The following is a 19,285-nucleotide window of genomic DNA, read 5'->3' as shown; positions in this document are numbered from 1 at the left end:
GAGCCTTGAGCCGTGAAGGCTACTCCGCCGGAACCGGCGCCGGCGATGCGTCGGGCGTGTGGGCCTCACCATTGTCGATCAGCTTGGTGAACTTGCCGCCAAGCCAACGCTCCATGTCGATGGCTAGGCTGAAGTAAGCCGGGACCAGCACCAGCGTCAGGATGGTCGAGAAGATCAGGCCGCCGATGACGGTGACGCCCATCGGCGCGCGCCAGCTGGAGTCGCCCTCGATGCTGAGTGCGATCGGCAGCATGCCGGCAACCATGGCGACCGTCGTCATGACGATCGGCTGGGCCCGCTTGTGGCCGGCCTCGATAATCGCGTGGTGCCGCTCCATGCCATGGCTGATCATCTCGATGGCGAAGTCGACCAGAAGGATCGAGTTCTTCGCGACGATGCCGAACAGCATCAGGATGCCGATCAGCACCGGCAGGGAGATCGGGTTGCCGGTCAGGTGCAGCGCAATGACCGCGCCCAGCGGTGCCAGCAGCAGCGAGCCCATGTTGACGAACGGCGCCAGGAAGCGGCGGTAGAGGAGCACCAGCACCGCGAACACCAGCAGGACGCCAGACAGCAAGGCGATCGAGAAGTATTTGATCAACTCGCCCTGCCATTTCTGGTCGCCCAAGGTCAGGCGGTTGACGCCTTGGGGCAAGTTCTTGACCGATGGCAGCTGCTCGATCTTCGCCCAGGCATCACTGGAGACCAGGCCCGGTGCCAAATCGGCGCCGACAATGATGCGGCGGATCTGGTTGGTCCGCTGGATGGTGGTCGGGCCGGAGCCGAACGTGATCGTCGCGACCGACTTCAGCGGCACCGACTTGCCGTTCGACGTCGGGACCGGCAAATTCTCGAGCGTCGCCAGGTCGCGGCGCGCATTCTCGGAAATCGATACCGTGATCGGCACCTGGCGGTCGGCTAGGCTGAACTTGGCGCTGTTCTGCGCAATGTCCCCAAGGGTGGCGATGCGCACTGTCTGGGACAGCGCAGCCGGCGTCACGCCAAGGTTGGCCGCCAAGTCGAAGTGCGGCTTGATGATGATTTCCGGACGGACCAGATCGCCGGCGACGCGCGGCGCGCGAAGCTGGGGCAAGGTCGCCATTTCATCCGAAATCTTGTTGGCCGTCGCGTAGAGCAACTCGGGGTTGTCCGAGCCCAGGAACAAGGTGATATCGCGCCCACCCGGGCCGCCGCCGCTCTGGCTCTGGAAATTGACGCGGGCATCCGGAATCGCCGCCAACTGCGGCGTCAGCGAACGTTCGAACTCCGTGCTCGTCTGCTTGCGATCCTTCTTGAGGACAATGTTGAGGTTGCCCGAGCCGACGAAAATGCGTTGGAATACGCGCTCCACATTCGGGTTCTTCTCGACGATGGCGGCGGCCTGGGCCACCTTGGCCTCGGTCTGAGCCAGGGTCGATCCCGGCGGCAGGCCGATGCGGACACCGGAATAGTCGACGTTGAGCGGCGGCTGGAATTGCATCCCAGCCGTAACCATGAGCACGGCACTGACCGCGAAGGTCAACAAGCCGGCGCCCACCATCCAGATGCGGTGATCGTAGGCCCGCGCCACCAGCCTCGGATGCCAGCGCGAATATCCGCCCTGGAACCGGCTGACGATGAAGCCGATTAGGCGGGCAGCACCATAAGCCAGCGCACCGCCAGCGGCGACGGCGACAACCAGGTTTACCAGCGCTGGCAGGCCGATAACGGCGAACAGCTTCCAGCCGACGACCGCGCCGAGTGTGAAGAGCATTACCAACCCGACGACTTCAATGCCTGCGATCACGAAGTGCCACCAGCGGCCGCGGACATCGCCCAGGGCGGCAAGCCTCTTCTCGGCCTTGCTCTCGTCGATCGTCCATTTGAGGGTCTTCAGGTACCAATCCATCGCCTTGCCCGCTGCGTGTGGGGCGACGCCGTGAGATTTCAGGAAATAAGCAGCGATCAGTGGCGTGATCATGCGCGCGACGAACAGGCTCATCATCACCGAGATCACGACTGTATATCCGAAGCTCTTGAAGAATTGGCCCGAGATGCCGGGCATCAGCGCGACGGGTAGGAAGACGGCAACGATCGACATCGTCGTAGCAAGGACGGCCAGGCCGATTTCATCGGCGGCGTCCATCGAGGCCTGCCAGGCCGATTTGCCCATTCGCATGTGTCTGACGATGTTCTCGATCTCGACGATGGCGTCGTCGACGAGCACGCCGGCTACCAGGCTGAGCGCCAGGAGCGACAGGCTGTTCAGAGTGATCCCCATCAAGTTCATGAAGAAAAAGGCGGGGATGGCCGATAGCGGGATGGCTAGCGCAGAGATGAGCGTTGCGCGGATGTCGCGGAGGAAGAGGAAGACGACGAGCACGGCCAGGACCGCGCCTTCCCACAAGCCCTTCATCGCCGAGCTGTACTGCTGCTTGGTATAATCGACTTGATTGACGATCTCACGAAACTGGACGCGCGGATCGTCCTTCTCGATCTTCTTCAATTCGGCCCAGGCAGCGTCATATGCGGTCACTTCCGACGCACCCTTGGAGCGTTGGACGTTGAAGCTGATCACCTGGCGGCCGTTCATCTTGGCGATCGTCCGCTGCTCTGAGTAGGCGTCCTTGACCTCGCCAAGGTCGGCAAGCTTCACCATTCGTCCGCCGGGAACGGCGATGTCGGTCTGCGACAGGTCGTAAGCGGTGCGGGCGTTGCCGAGCACGCGAACCGACTGCTCGGAGCCGGCGATTTCGGCGCGGCCGCCGGCGGCGTTGAGGTTGGTTTGGCGGATCTGGGCATTGACCTGCGCCGCGGTGATGCCCTGGGCCTGTAGCGCTGCCGGGTCCAGGATGACGCGGATCTGGCGGTCGACGCCGCCTTCGCGAGTCACGGCGGCCACGCCCTCGACGCCCAACAGGCGCTTGGAGACCGTATTGTCGACGTACCAGCTGAGCTCTTCCAGGCTCATGTCGGTGGTCTCGGCTGCGACGAACAGGATCGGATCGCCCGAAATATCGATGCGCGTGACCTGCGGCTCGAGAATACCGTCCGGCAAGTCGCCGCGGATCTGCGCGATGGCGTCGCGGATGTCGTTGACGGCCCGGTCGGTCGGGGTACCGATCTCGAACTGGACGTTGGTGCTGCTGATGCCCTCACGGACCGTGCTGTTGATTTCGTCGACGCCGCTGACCCCGCGAACGGCGGCTTCGACCTTCTGCGTGATCTGCTGCTCCATCTCGGACGGAGCGGCGCCCGGCTGCGAGATGTCGATCTCCGCCAACGGAAAATCGATGTCTGGATTGTTGTTGACGCTCATGCCGTTGAAGGCGACGAGACCCGCCAGCAACAAGCCGATGAACAGGACGATCGGCGGTACCGGGTTGCGAATGCACCAGGCCGAAATGTTACGGAAATTCATATACCTAAGTCCTGCTCAAACGCCTAGTTCGCGGCTTGCCGCTTCGGCTTGACCTTCTGGCCAGGGTTCAGGAACGGACCGGCAGAAACGACGACCGATTCCTGTCCCGACAGGCCTTCTGCAATGGTCACGCCGCTGTCGTCGACATTGCCGATCTTGATGGCGCGCCGTTCGACCTGGTTCTTCGAATTGACGATGTAGACGTAATTTCCGTCCTCGTCGGACAGCACGGCGCTCTGCGGGAGGAGCGGAGCTGTGGCGGTGCCAGCGGCAATCTTGGCCTCGGCGAAACCGCCCGGGCGGATGGCGGAATTGTAAGGGACCGCGATCCGCGCCTCGCCCTGGCGGGTCGTCGGATCGATGGTCGGCGAGACCAACCAGACAGAGCCCGCGTACGACTGCTGTGAGCCGATCGGCGTAATGCTCGCGGTTTCACCGACATGGATCAGCGCCAGATCCTGCTGCGGAAGCGCCGCGCGCATCTCCATCTCCCCACCCTTGGCCAGGCGGAACAGCCCGCCGGTGCCGGCGCTTACGACCTGGCCGACCTCGATATTGCGGGCCAGGATCAGGCCGGCGGTCGGCGCGACGATGTTGAGGCGGCCGATTTGCGCACGCATGGCATTGAGATTGGCCAAGGCAACGCCGACGCGGGCGTTGGCGGCATCGCGGGCAGCCTTCTTGCGATCGAGGTCGGCCTTGGAGACGAATCCGCGGTCGACCAGCGATGCGCTGCGGTCATATTCGTTCTGCGCGAGGGCAGCATCGGCACGGGCGACCTGCACCTGCGCGGCGAGCTGGTTGCTGTTCTGTGCCTGCACCGAGCGGTCGATGACCGCCAGCACCTGGCCGGCACGCACCCAGCTGCCCTGGTCGACGAGGACAGCGGTCACGCGGCCGCCTTCACCGGCGACACCGATCGGCTGGTCGCGACGAGCCGCAAGAGCGCCCGATGCGGTGATGGTGCGCGCGACTTCGCTGCGCCCGGGGACGACGACCGAGACAGTTGGAATCTGGCCACCAGCCCCGCCCGCGGCAGCCTGCTGCGCCGCCTCATCCTTCTTGCCGCTCATGACCATGAACGCGATCAGTAGGATGGCAAGGCCTGCAAAGGCCGCGATGATGATATTCCGCCGACGCTTGGAGCGATCGACGACGATCAGCGTATCGGAGCCTTGCAAACGTGTTTCCCGGTTCATGCGCAACATTCTTTCGCCCTGTTCGCGATTTCAGCAGTTTCCTGACACAGCTGTATTACGCGAATAAGTCACCCGCTGCAACAGGAAGCGGGCGCATAGACCAATTCCAAGGGAAATTCGACTAACGGGGGCACTAGCCACGGCAAGCGGCGTTGTTGTCCAAACGTAACGAGGACGGTAGGTGATTCCTGCGTCCGACAGATGGGAGCAGCGTCATGGGATTTCTGGAAGACCACGGCTGGATCGCCTGGATCATTATCGGCGGCCTCGCCGGCGCCATCGCGAAATTGCTGATGCCGGGCAAGGACCCTGGTGGCTGCATCGTTACCGTCATTCTCGGTGTGCTGGGCGCGGTGCTCGCGGGCTTCCTGGGCCAGCAACTGGGCTTGACCAGTGCTTCCAACGGGGCGGGTTTCATCGGCGCCATCGTCGGCGCCTTCATCATCCTGCTCGTTTACAGGCTAATCGCCCGCCGCCGCTGACGGCATCGTTCAGCCAGCAGCCATTCGCCCGCGTACAGCTTAGTGCGCGGGTGTTCTGGTCTATGGAGTAAAGACCGATGAAAATGACAATACTGCCTCTGCTCGCTGCTTCAGCATTGGCCCTGCCTGCTACCGCGTCCGCGCAAACAGCGGTCCAGGTGCAGCCGATCACTGGCACGCGCCTCGACATCTCCGCGACCGGCGAAGTCAGCCGCGTTCCCGATGTCGCCATCATTTCGACAGGCGTAGTCACCAAGGCCGCGACTGCAACTGCAGCCATTCAGCAAAACGCCCAGCGCATGGAGCGTGTGCGCGCAGCGCTGCGTCGCGCGGGCATCCAGGACAAGGACATCCAGACCAGCTCTCTCAGCCTCAACCCCGACTATGCCTATGAGCAGAACCAGCCGCCGCGGCTGACCGGTTATCAGGCGTCCAACCAGCTGTCCGTCCGCTTCCGCGATATCGGCGAGACGGGCAAGATCCTCGATGCCCTTGTCTCCGAAGGCGCCAACCAGATCAGCGGCCCCAACCTCACCATCGACAAGCCGGAAGCAGCGCTTGACGAGGCGCGGGTCAAGGCGATTGCAGCCGGCCGCGCGCGCGCTGATACCTACGCTCGGGCACTAGGCATGAGAGTTGTGCGGTTGCTCAGCGTCAGCGAGAGCGGCGGCTATGCGGTTCCACCGCCGGCGCCGCCGGTCATGTACGCCCGCGCCGAGCGAGACTCATCGACAAGCATCGATCCCGGCGAACAGAGGCTGCAGGTCAGCGTTTCCATGAGCTTCGAACTTCAATAGGCATGAAAAAGGCCGCGCGGACATCGCCCGCGCGGCCGTCTTCAAGCGTGCTCAGTCTAGCGGACGCTGCCGCGGCGGATGAGATTGACGACCGCCAGCAGGATGACAGCGCCAAGCAAGGCGTAGAGGAAGCTCTCGACGGTAATGCCGGAGTTCATGTTGACGCCGAAAATGAGGCCGGAAATGACCGCGCCGACGATGCCGACGACGATATTCAGAATGACGCCCTGTTGAGCGTCGGTGCGCATAATCATGCTGGCAAGCCAGCCGCAGATACCGCCGACGACCAGCCAAACGATAATACCCATGTGCATTCCCTCCTGTTCGTAGCCGACAGGTCTGACGCCTGCCGGCTTTCCGGCATCAAGACGCGTGATGCAGTCAAGTTGTTCCGGATAATGAACGACCTGTCCATACGCAGGCGAAACGACCTGTGGATGAAAAAGGGGCCGCGGTTTCCCGCGACCCCAATGTCGATCGATTGAGGGTGAACGACTTAGTAGCGCTGCTGGCGCTCATATTGTTCGCGGTAATGCTTGATCCGCGTTACGCGCAGGCCCGGCATTCCGCTGCGGTCCACAGCGCGCTGCCAGCTGGTGAATTCCTCAAGGCTGAGGGTGTAGCGCTGGCAGGCTTCATCGACGGTCAGCAGCCCGCCGGCGACGGCAGCCACCACTTCGGCCTTGCGGCGGACGACCCAGCGGGTCGTCGAAGCCGGCGGCAACGAATCGAGCGTCAGCGGCTCCCCGAGAGGACCGATTACCTGGGCTGGCCTGAACTTCTGATTCTCGAGCATTTACGTAACCTCAAAACCGTTTGGTGCCTGTCGATGGACTGGATTTAACGCCGCGCCATTGAAGACTTTCTCATCAGCGCTGGTAAAAATCCTGCTCATCTATCCTTACCGTCAGTTAACCCTCTTTGCCTGACGACCTCCGCGAAAGCGCCCCCCAGTTGTCCAACGGCATCGCGCCAGCCCTCGCTTGCCGAGAGAAGACAGGCGATTGCCGCCTGCCGCTCACGACTGGCCGCCGATTCGTCGCGCCCAAGCGCTTGAAGCAGCTCCGCCATATCCAGCGAGGTCTCGGCTATTGCCTCGAATTTCCCCTCATGCCTCGCCAAGCGAACACCCTTGTTTCTGCCTTTGGTTGAGATGGTCTAGCGATACAGGGTGAATTTCGGGTAAAGAGCGCGCCTTCAGATGAGCATTGATTTCCATCTCGGCCGGCCAGCCGCCGGTGCCCGCATCGTCGTCGCCATGTCCGGCGGCGTCGACAGCAGCGTCGTCGCCGTGCTCGCCGCGAAGACGGGCGCCGAGGTGATCGGCGTCACCTTGCAGCTCTACGACCATGGCGAAGCGGTAAGGCGAAGCGGCTCCTGTTGCGCCGGCCAGGACATTTACGACGCCAAGACCGTCTGCGACCGGCTCGGAATCGCCCATTACGTGCTCGACTATGAGAGCCGCTTCCGCACCGGCGTCATCGACCGGTTCGCCGACGAATATGCGATGGGCCGGACGCCGGTGCCATGCAGCATGTGCAACCAAGGCGTGAAATTCACCGATTTGATCGGTTTCGCCCGCGACCTTGGCGCGGACTGCCTGGCAACCGGCCATTATGTTCGCCGCGTCGAGCGCGAAGGCCGCATCGAAATGTGGAAGGGCCGCGACCCGTCGCGCGACCAGAGCTATTTCCTTTACGGCACCACCGCCGACCAGCTGGCATACCTGCGTTTCCCGCTTGGCGACTTGCCGAAGAGCGAGACTCGGCGGCTGGCGGAGGAGGCGGGCCTGATCGTCGCCAACAAGCCCGACAGCCAGGACATCTGTTTCGTGCCCGATGGCGATTACGCCAGCCTCGTAAAGAGGCTGCGCCCGGAAACTGCGGCGCCGGGCGAGATCGTCCATGTCGACGGCCGCGTGCTCGGAAGCCATGAAGGCGTCGTCCATTTCACTATCGGCCAGCGCCGCGGGATCGAGGTCGGCGGCCAGCCCGAGCCGCTCTACGTCGTCCGCATCGACCCGGAGCAGCGCCAGCTCGTCGTCGGGCCGCGCTCGGCATTGGCGGTGGCGTCGGCCCTCGTCGAGGGTATCAACTGGCTTGCCGAGGATCAGCGCGAGGTCAGCGCCAAGGTCCGCTCGCTCGCACGACCGGTCGATGGATCGTGGGACGGCGAGCGCCTGACCTTCGCCAACCCGGAATATGGCGTTGCCCCCGGCCAGTCGGCGGTTTTCTACGAAGGCGACCGCCTGCTTGGCGGCGGGACGATCGTCGAGACGGAGGCTGCAGCGATGAGGGAGGCTGAGGCGGCTTAGTCCTCGGTCACTCCAATTCGTCACCCTCGCGAAAGCGGGGGTCCCGCTTACCTTCTCATTACCTTCAGAAAAGCGGGATTCCCGCTTTCGCGGGAATGACAAAGGTTGGGCGCGAATGTTCACAATGTTCGCGGTGGCGGGCGGTCAAAGTTCACTAAGTTCACCCTCGCAACGCGCGGGCAAGCGTGCGCACACGTGCGCGCGGGGAAAATCATACCGACGACGAGAAAGAGCGGACTGTCGGCTGGCACAGTCAGCCACCTGTAGGACAGGAAATTCTAGAGTCCGATTTGGGTCGAAAGCGCAATCTTACCTAAAGCTGGAAGTGCCCTTCGATCACCGTCACGCATTGGCCGCCGAGGATGACGCGGTCGCCGGCGAGTTCGCAATCGATAAGGCCTGTGCGCTTGCTGGCCTGCAGCGCAGTGAAATGGCTGCGCCCGAGCCGCGCCGCCCAGAAGGGCACGAGCGCCGTGTGCGCCGAACCGGTAACCGGATCCTCGTCGATTCCGTGAAAAGCAGCGAAGACTCTGGACGCAACATCCTGCGTGTCGCCGGGCGCCGTGACGGAGACCAGATACGGCAGCTCCCTCAGCGCCCGGAAGTCGGGCTTCACGGCCATGACCGCTGCCTCATTGTCCAGCAGCACGATCGCGTTGCCGTTGCCCGCGCGATTGATGAACGTCTCGCCCTCGACGCCGAGCGCCTGCAACAGCTCTGGAAGGTCGGCGGGTTCGACCGGCGCCGCCGGCATGTCGAGTTTCAAGAGGTGCTCGTCGCGGGTGACCGTCAGCACGCCCGACTTGGTCATGAAGCGTATGGACTTGCCGTGCAGTAGGATGTGGCCGGCCGCCAGCGTCGCATGGCCGCACATGTTGACCTCGACGGCCGGCGTGAACCAGCGCAGATCATAATCGTGCGTATCGGCTTCGCTGGGGACGAGGAAAGCGGTCTCGGCAAGATTGTTCTCATTGGCGATGGCCTGCATCACATCGTCGGGAAGCCACTCCTGCAATGGCATGATGGCCGCCGGATTGCCGGTGAAGGGCCTCTCCGCGAAGGCATCGACCTGGAAGAAGGGAATGGGGGTCATGCCCGCAACTCCTGACCTGGCTCCGCGAGTCCGCGCGGATCGGGGTGGATGATGGTTTCGACCCCGGGGAATTCGCTTTTCACGACGGCTTCGACCTCATCCATGATCCGGTGCGCCTCCGTGAGGCTGATGCGGGGATCGAGCCAGATGTGGAACTGGATGAAGTCGTGGCCGCCCGAGCGGCGGGTGCGGAGTTCATGGATGCCGTGCAGCTCCGGATGCGTTTTGATTAGTGCGATCAACCGCTCGCGCGCCTCATCGTCCCATTCGCGGTCCATCAGCTGGTCGACCGAGTGGCTGGCCGCGTTCCAGGCGCCGTACATCAGCCACGCCGCGATCAGCAGGCCGAAGACGGGGTCGGCCAGCTTCCAGCCAAATAATTGGTCGAGGCCGAGAGCGGCGATGACAGAGAAATTGAGCAAAAGGTCCGACTGATAGTGGACGTTGTCGGTGGCGATGGCGACCGAGCCGGTGCGGCGAATGACCAGCCGCTGGTACCAGAGGAGAAGCAAGGTCGCGCACATCGCCGCGATCGAAACGACGACGCCGCTCTCGAGGCCCGTTGTGCCTTCGCCCGAACCCAGTCGCTGGACCGAGCGCCAGGCGATTCCGAGCGCCGATATGGTAATGAGCACGACCTGGATGAGCGCGGCGAGTGCTTCCGCTTTGCCATGGCCGAAGCGATGCTCCTCGTCCGCCGGCATGGCTGCCCAGCGCACGCCGAGCAGCGTGATGACGCTGGCGAGGACGTCGAGCGCAGTGTCGGCAAGGCTTCCGAGCATGGCGACGGAGCCGGTCTGGATCACCGCCCATGCCTTGGCGGCGAGGAGAAGCAGGGCCATCGACACACTGGCCAGCGCTGCCCGCGTCGTAAGTCGCGCACGGACTGCCGGATCGATTGGCGCTTGGGTGGCGGTGGTCATGGGTAAAGCAGCCCTTCCGTCCAGCCGCTGTCCGTCTGCGTGAACAAGCGGCGTTCGTGCAGACGATGGGCGCGGTCGGTCCAAAATTCGATACCCGCTGGAACAACGCGATATCCACGCCAGTACGGCGGTCGCGGCACTTCCTGCCCTTCGAAGCGCCGTTTCATTTCCTCGAAGCGACGCTCGAACAGGTCTCGATCATCGAGCGGCCGCGACTGGTCGGATGCCCAGGCGCCTATCTGAGAATCTCGGCCACGAGTCGCGAAATAGGCATCGGCGACCTCGTCGGGCAGCAAGATGACAAAGCCTTCGACCCGCACTTGCCGCCGCAGCGACTTCCAGTGGAAGAGCAGGGCCGCGTGGGCGTTTTCCGCTAGATCGCGGCCCTTGCTGCTCTGCGCATTGGTGTAGAAATCGAAGCCGTCAGGACCATGACCCTTCAACAGCACCATCCGCACGCTCGGAAAGCCGTCCGCGCTCGCCGTTGCCAGCGCCATAGCCTCGGCATCGTTCGGCTCGGCCGCCTTCGCCTCGGCAAACCAGGCATCGAAAAGGGCGAAGGGATCGTCGGCCATGGTGGGGGCTCTAATCGCACCCGCGCTTGCGCTGCAAGGCACGCCTGTTGCAGGAGGGGTGTCTTATGGACCTGTATCAGCAGTTGGGCATCAAGCGCGGCGCCTCCGAGGCCGAGGTCAAGAAGGCGTATCGGACGCTCGCCAAGCAGCTTCACCCCGACCGCAACAAGGACAATCCCAAGGCCGCCGAGCGCTTTTCAAAGGTGACGCAGGCCTATGACATCCTGTCCGACAAGGACCGCCGCGCGAAATATGACCGGGGCGAGATCGACGAGGACGGCAACCCGCGCATGCCCTTCGGCGGGGGCTTCGGCGGCGGCGCCCGCTCGCGCGCCAGCGGTCCTGCCGGCGGATATGAGGGCTATGGGCAGGGTGGATTCGACGCCAGCACTGCCGACCTCTCCGATCTGTTCGAAGGCCTGTTCGGCGCCGCAACCGGTGGCCGCAGGGGCAGCGGCGGGTTCGGAGGCTTTGGCCGCCGGCAGGCTCCGCCGCAAAAAGGCGCCGACGTTGCCTACCGCCTGAAAGTGCCCTTCATCGACGCCGCCGCCTTGAAGCCGCAGCGGGTCACCCTGCAGGCGGGCAAGACCGTCGACCTCAAGCTTCCGAACGGGGTCGAGAGCGGGTCCAAGATTCGCCTGGCGGGGCAGGGGCAGCCGGGCCCGGCGGGCAACGGCGATGCTATCGTCACCATCGAAGTCGCCGGTCACCCCTTCTTCACCCGCGAGGGCAAGGATATCCGCCTCAACCTGCCGGTCAGCCTCAAGGAGGCCGTGCTCGGTGCCAAGGTCAAGGCGCCGACGCCTGAAGGCCCGGTGATGCTGACGGTCCCGAAGGGAGCTTCGTCGGGTAAGGTGCTGCGCCTCAAGGGGCGCGGATTCACCGGCAAGGACGGCAAGCGGGGCGATCTGCTGGTTACGCTCAACGTCGATCTGCCCGCCGGCGACGAAGCGCTTGAAAAATTTGCCGCCGACTGGTCCGGAGCCGGCAATCCGCGCGAAGGCATGGGAGTCTAGGTGCAGGAACGCCATCCCCTCTCGCCCGAGGCGCGGCGCAAGAAGCAGGCGGCCGAAACCGCTGCCTACGGGCAAGCGGTCACCGACAAGATCCACAAGCCGGCCACTGCCTGGGACATTACCAAGCGGGTCCTGATCGGCGTCTACAACGACGGCTTCATCCACGCCGGCAATCTTGCCTATCTGGCCTTGCTTGCGCTGTTCCCGTTCTTCATCACCGCCGCAGCCATCGCTCAGCTGCTCGGCCAGTCGGCCGATAGCCAGCTCGCTGTCGCCAGCGTGCTCGGAAAACTGCCGCCCGACGTCGCCAGCGCGCTTCGCGGCCCCATCCAGGAAGTGCTGACGCTGCGCACCGGGCCTTTGCTCTGGTTCGGCGCGATCGTCGGGCTGTGGACGGCCGGAAGCTTCGTCGAGACGATTCGGGACATATTGCGCCGGGCCTATGGCGTTGAGTTTTGCGCGCCCTTCTGGACCTATCGGCTCGGCTCCATCGGACTCATCATTGCGGCAGTGCTGTTGCTGATGGCGGCATTCGGCCTCACCGTGCTGCTGAGCTCGGTGCATCATTTTGTGGTGACGATCCTGCCGCTGACCAACGGCCTGGCCACTGACATCGGCCTCTACCGGCTGGCGCCGGCAGTCGCGATCTATGTCACCTTCTATTTCCTGTTCCTGGCGCTGACGCCGTCGCGCTACCGCAAGATCGGCTGCCGGAAATGGCCCGGCGCCTTGCTGGTCACCGCCTGGTGGGTGGCGACGTCCGAGCTCCTGCCCAACGCCATCGGCCTGTTCGGCGGCTACAGCCTGACCTACGGCAGCCTTGCAGGCGTCATGGTCGTCCTGCTTTTCTTCTTCGTCATCGGATTGGGAGTCGTCATGGGCGCCGAGCTGAACGCCGCGCTGGCAGATTCCGGCGGGCACGCGCTAAAGGGCGAAATCTATTCCGGCCCGTTCGTCGAGGACCTTGAGGTCGACGAGCCGGAGCCGGGCGAAGACGTGGTGCCAAAAGTACGAAGGGTTAGGGCATGACCAAATTGATGGCGGGAAAGCGCGGGCTGATCATGGGCCTCGCGAACGACCGCTCGCTGGCCTGGGGTATTGCCCAGCAGCTTGCCGAACACGGGGCCGAATTGGCGTTCTCCTATCAGGGAGAGGCACTCGAGAAGCGTGTCCGCCCGCTCGCCGAGCAATTGGGCTCGAACCTGCTGGTCGACTGCGACGTCAGCGATATGGAGGCGCTCGATCGCACCTTTGCCGAGTTGAAGAAGAGTTGGGACCGGCTGGATTTCATCGTCCATGCGATCGGCTTTTCAGACAAGAATGAGCTGCGCGGAGGTTATGTCGACACCAGCCTCGACAACTTCCTGATGACGATGAACATCTCGGTCTACAGCTTCGTCGCCGTTGCCCAGCGCGCTCGCGAAATGATGGCCGTCGGCGGCTCGTTGCTGACGTTGAGCTACTACGGGGCCGAGAAGGTCATCCCGCATTACAACGTCATGGGCGTCGCCAAGTCGGCGCTTGAGACCAGTGTAAAATATCTCGCCGCGGACCTTGGCCCAAGCAACATCCGCGTCAATGCGATCAGCGCCGGCCCGATCAAGACGCTGGCCGCCAGCGGCATCGGCGATTTCCGCTACATCATGAAGTGGAATGAATATAATTCGCCGCTGCGCCGCAACGTCACCATCGAGGACGTCGGCGGGGCAGGGCTGTACCTCCTCTCCGATCTCGCCTCGGGCGTGACGGGCGAAATCCATCACGTCGATGCCGGCTACAACGTCGTCGGGATGAAGGCGGAGGACGCGCCCGACATCAGCGTCGTATGACCATTGCCCGCAAGGTTCGCGTCTTCGGGCGCGTCCAGGGCGTCTTCTACCGCCAGTGGGCCGTCAACCAGGCGCGTTCGCTTGGCGTAACGGGCTGGGTTCGCAATGCAGCTGACGGCACCGTCGAGGCGCACGTCATTGGCGACGATGAGGCTGTCGCCGGCATGATTGCAGCGATGCACACGGGCCCGTCGCAGGCTCGCGTCGAGGACGTGTTGGTCGAGCCCATCGAACCTGAAGACGTCAGTGGCTTCTCAGTCCGGCACTAGCCGGCGAACGGATCCCTGACGAGAATCGTATCGTCGCGCTCGGGCGAGGTGCTGACCAGTGCCACGGGGCAGCGGGTCAGTTCTTCGATGCGGCGGACATATTTCACCGCCTGTGCCGGCAGGTCGGCCCAGCTGCGGGCACCCGCGGTTGTTCCCTGCCAGCCATCCATCTCCTCATAGACCGGTTCGACCTTGGCCTGGTCGGCGGTGTGCGGCGGGAGGTAATCGAACGTCCGGTCGCCGATCCTGTAACCCTTGCAGATCCTGACCGTCTCGAGGCCGTCGAGGACGTCGATCTTGGTGAGCGCCATGCCGGTGACGCCGCTGACCGCGACCGATTGGCGGACAAGCACCGCGTCGAACCAGCCACAGCGACGCTGGCGGCCAGTCACAGTCCCAAACTCCCTGCCACGCTCGCCTAGCCTCTGACCAATCTCGTCCTGAAGCTCGGTTGGGAAGGGGCCGGAACCGACGCGGGTCGTGTAGGCCTTGACGATGCCCAGTACGAAGCCCGCCGACGACGGTCCCGTGCCACTGCCCGATGCGATGGTTCCGGCGACCGTGTTGGAAGAGGTGACGAACGGATAGGTGCCGTGGTCGACGTCCAGCAGGACGCCCTGCGCGCCCTCAAACAGGATACGCTTCCCGGCTCGCTTCGCTTCGTCGAGATCGCGCCAAACCGGTCGCGCGAACGGCAGCACGAAATCGGCGATTTCCTTCAAGTCACGGCGGAGGCGGTTGCGATCCACCGGAGGCTCGTTGAAGCCGGCGCGAAGCGCGTCATGGTGCGCGCATAAACGGTCGAGGAGCGGTTCGAGATCGTCGAGATGCGCCAGGTCGCAAACACGGATGGCGCGGCGGCCGGCCTTGTCTTCATAGGCGGGGCCGATGCCACGACGCGTGGTGCCGATCTTGCCGGCGCCGCTGGCGTCTTCGCGCAGGGCGTCGAGGTCGCGATGGATCGGGAGAATTAGGGGGCACGTCTCGGCCAACCGCAGGACTTCCGGCGACACCGTCACGCCCTGCTCGCGCAGCCGTTCCACTTCGGCCTTCAGCGCCCATGGGTCGAGGACGACGCCATTGCCGATGACCGAAGGCGTCCCGCGGATGATGCCGGACGGCAGCAACGATAATTTGTAGGTCTCGCCGCCGACAACCAGCGTGTGGCCGGCATTGTGGCCGCCCTGGAAGCGGACGACCATGTCGGCTCGGCTGGCGAGCCAGTCGACGATCTTGCCCTTGCCCTCGTCGCCCCACTGCGCGCCGATGACGGTTACGTTTGCCACGAAAATCCCCTTGGTTACGGCGGCCCTCTAGGCGAGCGCGGCGGGAGGGTCAAAAGCTGAGCGGCACGACCTCGCGGACGCCGGGTAGGGCGCAAAGCTGCGCAACCACACCTCGCGAAACATCGCCATCGACGGCGACCAGCGCAACGGCCTCGCCGCCAGCCGCACGGCGGCCGAGGTTGAAGGTGGCGATGTTGATTTCTGCTTCGCCTAGCACCGTCCCGAGCTTGCCGATGAAACCCGGCTCGTCGCTGTTGACGATGTAGAGCATGGAGCCTGTCAGCTCCGCCTCGACGCCAACCCCAAAAATGTCGACGAGCCGCGGCGCCTTGTTGCCGAATAAAGTGCCGGCGACGCGGACCTCACCCGCAGCCGTCCCGACCGTGACCGCTACCAGCGTGTGATAATCGCCTTCGCGCTCGTGCCGGACTTCGCGGACGTCGAGCCCGCGTTCCTTCGCGAGGAATGGCGCATTGACCATGTTCACGCTGTCCGAATAGCTTCCCATCAACCCGGCCAGCACCGCGCCGGTGATCGGTTTCTGGTTGAGCTCGGCGGCCGCGCCCTCGACCTCGACCGAGGCGGACCGGATGCCTTCGCCCAATACTTGGCCGACCAGCTTCCCGAGCTTTTCCGCAAGCGCCATGTACGGCTTCAGCCGCGGCGCTTCCTCAGCGCTGAGCGATGGCATGTTCACCGCGTTGGTGACGCCTCCGAGCAGCAGGAAATCGCTCATCTGCTCGGCGACCTGGATGGCAACATTGACCTGCGCCTCGCTGGTCGAAGCCCCAAGGTGGGGGGTCGAGATGAAGCCCGGCGTGCCGAACAAAGGCGAAGCCGTGGCCGGCTCGGTCATGAACACATCCAGCGCCGCCCCGCCGACATGGCCGCTATCAAGCGCGTCCTTGAGTGCCCCTTCATCGATCAATCCGCCACGCGCGCAGTTGATGATGCGCACGCCAGCCTTTGCCTTTGCGAGATTCTCGCGGCTGAGGATATTGCGCGTCTGGTCGGTCAGCGGCGTGTGCAGCGTGATGAAATCCGCGCGGCGGAGAAGCTCATCCAGCTCGACCTTGTCGACGCCCAGCTCAACGGCCCGTTCCGGCGTCAGGAAGGGGTCGAAGGCCGCGACCTTCATCTTCAGGCCAAGCGCCCGCGAGGCGACGATCGAGCCGATATTGCCGCAACCGATCAGGCCGAGCGTCTTGCCTGTCAGTTCGACGCCCATGAAGCGGTTCTTCTCCCACTTGCCGGCCTGCGTCGAAGCGTCGGCCTCGGGGAGCTGCCGGGCGAGCGCGAACATCAGGGCAATGGCATGCTCTGCCGTCGTGATCGAATTGCCGAACGGCGTGTTCATGACCACGACGCCTCGAGCGGTCGCGGCCGGGATGTCGACGTTGTCCACGCCAATGCCGGCGCGTCCGACGACCTTCAGCTTGGCCGCACTTTCCAGCAGCGCCTTGGTCACCTTGGTGGCCGAGCGGATCGCGAGGCCGTCATAGTCGCCAATGATGGCCTTCAGTTCGTCGGGCGTCAGGCCGGGCTTCTCGTCAACCTCAATCCCGCGTTCGCGGAAGATGGCTGCGGCCTTGGGGTCCATCTTGTCGGAAATCAGGACGCGAACAGTCATCGGCTTTGCTCCCAGGCCCAGTCCAGCCACGGCCCGAGCGCTTCGATGTCGGCGGTGTCGACAGTCGCTCCGCACCAGATACGGAGGCCCGCCGGGGCGTCGCGGTAGGATGCGATGTCGTAAGCGACGTCCTCCGCTTCCAGCAGCTTCGCCATCTTCTTCGGGTCGGCACCATCGACAGTCAGGCAGACGCTGGTTTTCGAGCGGGTTGCTGGATCCTGAGCGAGGTGATGAAGCCATTCCCGCTCCTCGACAATCCGATCCAGCGCCGACGCATTGGCCTCGGTCCGCGCCATCAGCCCCTCAAGGCCGCCGACGCGCTTTGCCCATTCGAGTACGGCGATCGAATCCTCCACGGCCAGCATCGACGGTGTGTTGATAGTCTCGCCCTTGAAAACGCCCTCGTTGAGTCTGCCGCTTTTGGTCAGGCGGAAAATCTTCGGCAGCGGCCGGTCGGGGGTAAAAGTCTCGAGACGCTCAACAGCCCGTGGTCCGAGAATCAGGATGCCATGCGCGCCCTCTCCACCCAGGACCTTCTGCCAGCTGAATGTGGCCACATCGATGCGGTCCCACGGCAAATCGTAGGCCAACACCGCGCTGGTTGCGTCGGCGAAGCTCAAGCCTTCCCGGTCGGAGGCAATCCAGTTGCCGTCGGGAACGCGCACCCCTGAGGTCGTGCCATTCCAGGTGAACAGCACATCGTGCGACCAATCGACCTTTCCGAGGTCCGGCAACTGCCCATAGTCGGCGCGGAGCACGTTCGGATCGAGCCGAAGCTGCTTGACGGCATCGGTCACCCAGCCTTCGCCGAAACTCTCCCACGCCAGCGCCGTCACTGGGCGCGCTCCGAGCATCGACCACATCGCCATTTCAAAGGCTCCGGTGTCGGAGGCGGGCACGATGCCGATCCGGTGTGTGTCCGGCAGCTGCAGGGCGTCGCGCATCAAATCGATGCACAGTTGCAGGCGCTCCTTCCCCAGCCCGCTGCGATGCGAGCGGCCAAGAATGCGTTGGTCGATCCATTCGGGGTTCCAACCCGGCGGCTTGGCGCAGGGACCCGACGAGAAATAGGGGCGCGCCGGACGCATTTCCGGCTTTGCCCGGTGCGGGGACGCACCGGTGGAGATATTATTCAACACTCAAACTCTCCTCGCAGAGAGCACGCGCCGCGTTGGGACGGCGTGGCCCGACGCCGGGTGTAAGCGGCAATGTGGCGAAGGCAAGGCGGGGGCGAAAGAATCGCGATTTTCCGCGTTAAATTCGCCTTTACGCCCTGTTCTACTCCTAACCTCTCTTAAGTTTGCGCAACGGTTCATCCCGCGACGGGGACGGCTCGTCCCTAAGAGGGGAACGAAAGGTTGAATTCCTTAACCATCCACTGTCCAACTCAACCTTCCAGACACGTGTGGGCAAACGCGCGTCCTGGAGAGGGGCTGGGGAGCTCCTGATTTGAGGAAGAACGGCGACCCGTCGGCCTTGCCGGCGAAGGGTCGTGTGTTGGATGTTGGGAGCGTTGGGTAATGACCAATTTGCTTGCTGCGCCGAGCGCGCTGTTTCGTGACAAGGACCTGTTCGTCCACGACGGGACCAAGCTGCGTAGATTGCGCGTCTCCTGGCGGGCGCAAGCCCTGTTTGCCGCCTTTATTGGCGTGCTTCTTGCCTTTTCCAGTTTCTCCCTTGTCCGCTTCCTGACTCCCCAAGCCGAAACTCCCTCCGCCCAGGTTCCCGCCGAAATGGCCCGCCTCGCCGCTGCCACCGAGCAGCGCGTCAACGAAATCGAACATCGCCAGCAACTCCTCGCCGCCATGCTGTCCGGCGACGACAAGGTCGATCCGGAAGTGCTGAAGCGCATTGCGTCGAGCTCCGCCGCCAACGGCGTGGGCGGCCCGCTGGAGCCTGTCGGCGGTGCCGACACGACCTTCAAGCAGCTGTTCAACAGCTGGAAGAAGCTGGACAGCATTTCGCAGGGCGCAATCGCCGTCCCCTCGGAGAAGCCGGTCAAGACCGCTGCCTTCACGTCGGGTTATGGCGTCCGTTCCGATCCTTTCCGCGGCGCTGCCGCCATGCATGCCGGTATCGACCTCGCCGGCCCGATCGGCACGCCGATCTATGCGACGGCCGACGGCACCGTGACCGACGCCGGCTGGAACAGCGGCGGCTACGGCAATCTCGTCAAGATCGACCACGGCCGCGGCATCGAAACCCGCTACGGCCACATGTCGGCGATCCTCGTTTCGGCCGGCCAGCATGTCGTCCGCGGCCAGCAGATCGGCCGCATGGGCTCGACCGGCCGCTCGACCGGCAGCCACCTTCACTACGAAGTCCGTATCGACAATCGCGCGGTCAACCCGATTCCGTTCATGAAGTCGACCGACTATTTGCTCGCCATGCAGAAGACCAATGGCTCCGCCTCGATGGACGGTGGCCACGTGGCTCTCGGCGGCCCGCAGCAGGGCGGCCAGAAGTAAGGTT

General features: G+C 64.0%; 18 protein-coding genes. 8 read left to right on the top strand and 10 right to left on the bottom strand.

The features are described from left to right. Window positions 1–19 precede the first annotated feature (19 nt). Window positions 20–3,400, bottom strand: a complete 3,381-nt coding sequence (locus tag LZ536_RS12370; protein WP_249849082.1) for an efflux RND transporter permease subunit — start codon at window positions 3,398–3,400, stop codon at window positions 20–22. Window positions 3,401–3,423: 23 nt separating this feature from the next. Beyond that, on the bottom strand, window positions 3,424–4,599 hold the full coding sequence (locus LZ536_RS12365) for an efflux RND transporter periplasmic adaptor subunit (protein WP_249849081.1): 1,176 nt from the start codon (window positions 4,597–4,599) through the stop codon (window positions 3,424–3,426). 215 nt (window positions 4,600–4,814) lie between these two features. On the opposite strand from LZ536_RS12365, the gene LZ536_RS12360 reads away from it, so the two are divergent. Together LZ536_RS12360 and LZ536_RS12355 are read left to right on the top strand one after the other, a co-directional pair. Next, complete coding sequence (locus LZ536_RS12360; RefSeq protein WP_249849080.1) at window positions 4,815–5,081, top strand: GlsB/YeaQ/YmgE family stress response membrane protein; 267 nt, start codon at window positions 4,815–4,817, stop codon at window positions 5,079–5,081. 77 nt (window positions 5,082–5,158) lie between these two features. After that, a complete protein-coding gene (locus LZ536_RS12355; RefSeq protein ID WP_249849079.1) occupies window positions 5,159–5,878 on the top strand; it encodes an SIMPL domain-containing protein in 720 nt (239 codons plus the stop codon). A gap of 56 nt (window positions 5,879–5,934) precedes the next feature. Here the strand turns inward: LZ536_RS12355 and LZ536_RS12350 are convergent, their stop codons facing one another. Next, on the bottom strand, window positions 5,935–6,186 hold the full coding sequence (locus tag LZ536_RS12350; protein ID WP_249849078.1) for a GlsB/YeaQ/YmgE family stress response membrane protein: 252 nt from the start codon (window positions 6,184–6,186) through the stop codon (window positions 5,935–5,937). Between the two features lie 188 nt (window positions 6,187–6,374). Next, entirely contained in the window at window positions 6,375–6,674 is a 300-nt protein-coding gene (gene sciP / locus LZ536_RS12345) for a CtrA inhibitor SciP (protein ID WP_249849077.1), read from the bottom strand. Between the two features lie 405 nt (window positions 6,675–7,079). Between sciP and mnmA the strand changes: the two genes are divergently transcribed. Next, on the top strand, window positions 7,080–8,192 hold the full coding sequence (gene mnmA, locus LZ536_RS12340; protein ID WP_249849076.1) for a tRNA 2-thiouridine(34) synthase MnmA: 1,113 nt from the start codon (window positions 7,080–7,082) through the stop codon (window positions 8,190–8,192). Window positions 8,193–8,505: 313 nt separating this feature from the next. Here the strand turns inward: mnmA and LZ536_RS12335 are convergent, their stop codons facing one another. Genes LZ536_RS12335 through pdxH form a run of 3 tightly spaced genes read right to left on the bottom strand, consistent with a single transcriptional unit; the run spans window position 8,506 to window position 10,783 of the window. Next, complete coding sequence (locus LZ536_RS12335) at window positions 8,506–9,285, bottom strand: PhzF family phenazine biosynthesis protein (protein ID WP_249849075.1); 780 nt, start codon at window positions 9,283–9,285, stop codon at window positions 8,506–8,508. Continuing rightward, window positions 9,282–10,208, bottom strand: coding sequence for a cation diffusion facilitator family transporter (locus LZ536_RS12330; protein ID WP_249849074.1), 927 nt, complete (start codon window positions 10,206–10,208; stop codon window positions 9,282–9,284). The genes LZ536_RS12335 and LZ536_RS12330 overlap by 4 nt, the downstream gene beginning before the upstream one ends. After that, window positions 10,205–10,783 carry a pyridoxamine 5'-phosphate oxidase gene (pdxH, locus tag LZ536_RS12325; RefSeq protein ID WP_249849073.1) on the bottom strand — a complete coding sequence of 193 codons (579 nt, stop codon included), beginning with the start codon at window positions 10,781–10,783 and terminating at the stop codon, window positions 10,205–10,207. The genes LZ536_RS12330 and pdxH overlap by 4 nt, the downstream gene beginning before the upstream one ends. A 65-nt stretch (window positions 10,784–10,848) precedes the next feature. Here pdxH and LZ536_RS12320 point away from each other — a divergent pair, with 65 nt between their 5' ends. The 4 genes from LZ536_RS12320 to LZ536_RS12305 are packed head-to-tail and all read left to right on the top strand — an operon-like array spanning window position 10,849 to window position 13,897. Beyond that, the gene (locus LZ536_RS12320) at window positions 10,849–11,799 is read left to right on the top strand and encodes a DnaJ C-terminal domain-containing protein (protein WP_249849072.1); all 951 of its coding nucleotides are present in this window, start codon (window positions 10,849–10,851) and stop codon (window positions 11,797–11,799) included. Continuing rightward, window positions 11,800–12,828, top strand: coding sequence for a YihY/virulence factor BrkB family protein (locus LZ536_RS12315; protein ID WP_249849071.1), 1,029 nt, complete (start codon window positions 11,800–11,802; stop codon window positions 12,826–12,828). Next, complete coding sequence (gene fabI / locus LZ536_RS12310; RefSeq protein WP_249849070.1) at window positions 12,825–13,628, top strand: enoyl-ACP reductase FabI; 804 nt, start codon at window positions 12,825–12,827, stop codon at window positions 13,626–13,628. The genes LZ536_RS12315 and fabI overlap by 4 nt, the downstream gene beginning before the upstream one ends. Further along, window positions 13,625–13,897: an acylphosphatase gene (locus tag LZ536_RS12305; RefSeq protein ID WP_249849069.1), complete on the top strand. Its 273-nt coding sequence runs from the start codon at window positions 13,625–13,627 to the stop codon at window positions 13,895–13,897. The genes fabI and LZ536_RS12305 overlap by 4 nt, the downstream gene beginning before the upstream one ends. Here the strand turns inward: LZ536_RS12305 and LZ536_RS12300 are convergent. The 3 genes from LZ536_RS12300 to LZ536_RS12290 are packed head-to-tail and all read right to left on the bottom strand — an operon-like array spanning window position 13,894 to window position 17,952. Then, the gene (locus LZ536_RS12300) at window positions 13,894–15,183 is read right to left on the bottom strand and encodes an adenylosuccinate synthase (protein WP_249849068.1); all 1,290 of its coding nucleotides are present in this window, start codon (window positions 15,181–15,183) and stop codon (window positions 13,894–13,896) included. The genes LZ536_RS12305 and LZ536_RS12300 overlap by 4 nt on opposite strands. Window positions 15,184–15,232: 49 nt before the next feature. Then, the gene (gene serA, locus LZ536_RS12295) at window positions 15,233–16,813 is read right to left on the bottom strand and encodes a phosphoglycerate dehydrogenase (RefSeq protein WP_249849067.1); all 1,581 of its coding nucleotides are present in this window, start codon (window positions 16,811–16,813) and stop codon (window positions 15,233–15,235) included. After that, window positions 16,810–17,952 (bottom strand): phosphoserine transaminase, encoded by a 1,143-nt coding sequence (locus tag LZ536_RS12290; protein WP_431357953.1) that lies wholly within the window; start codon window positions 17,950–17,952, stop codon window positions 16,810–16,812. Before LZ536_RS12290 ends, serA begins: the two co-directional genes overlap by 4 nt. Window positions 17,953–18,333: 381 nt before the next feature. Between LZ536_RS12290 and LZ536_RS12285 the strand changes: the two genes are divergently transcribed. Further along, complete coding sequence (locus LZ536_RS12285) at window positions 18,334–19,281, top strand: M23 family metallopeptidase (RefSeq protein WP_249849066.1); 948 nt, start codon at window positions 18,334–18,336, stop codon at window positions 19,279–19,281. The last annotated feature ends 4 nt before the right edge of the window (window positions 19,282–19,285 follow it).

Origin of the sequence: Sphingomonas alba, assembly GCF_023516555.1 — a bacterium.
GTDB lineage: Bacteria > Pseudomonadota > Alphaproteobacteria > Sphingomonadales > Sphingomonadaceae > Sphingomicrobium > Sphingomicrobium album.
Note: the sequence above shows the minus strand (reverse complement) of the source record. Positions and strands in the feature narration are given on the sequence as shown.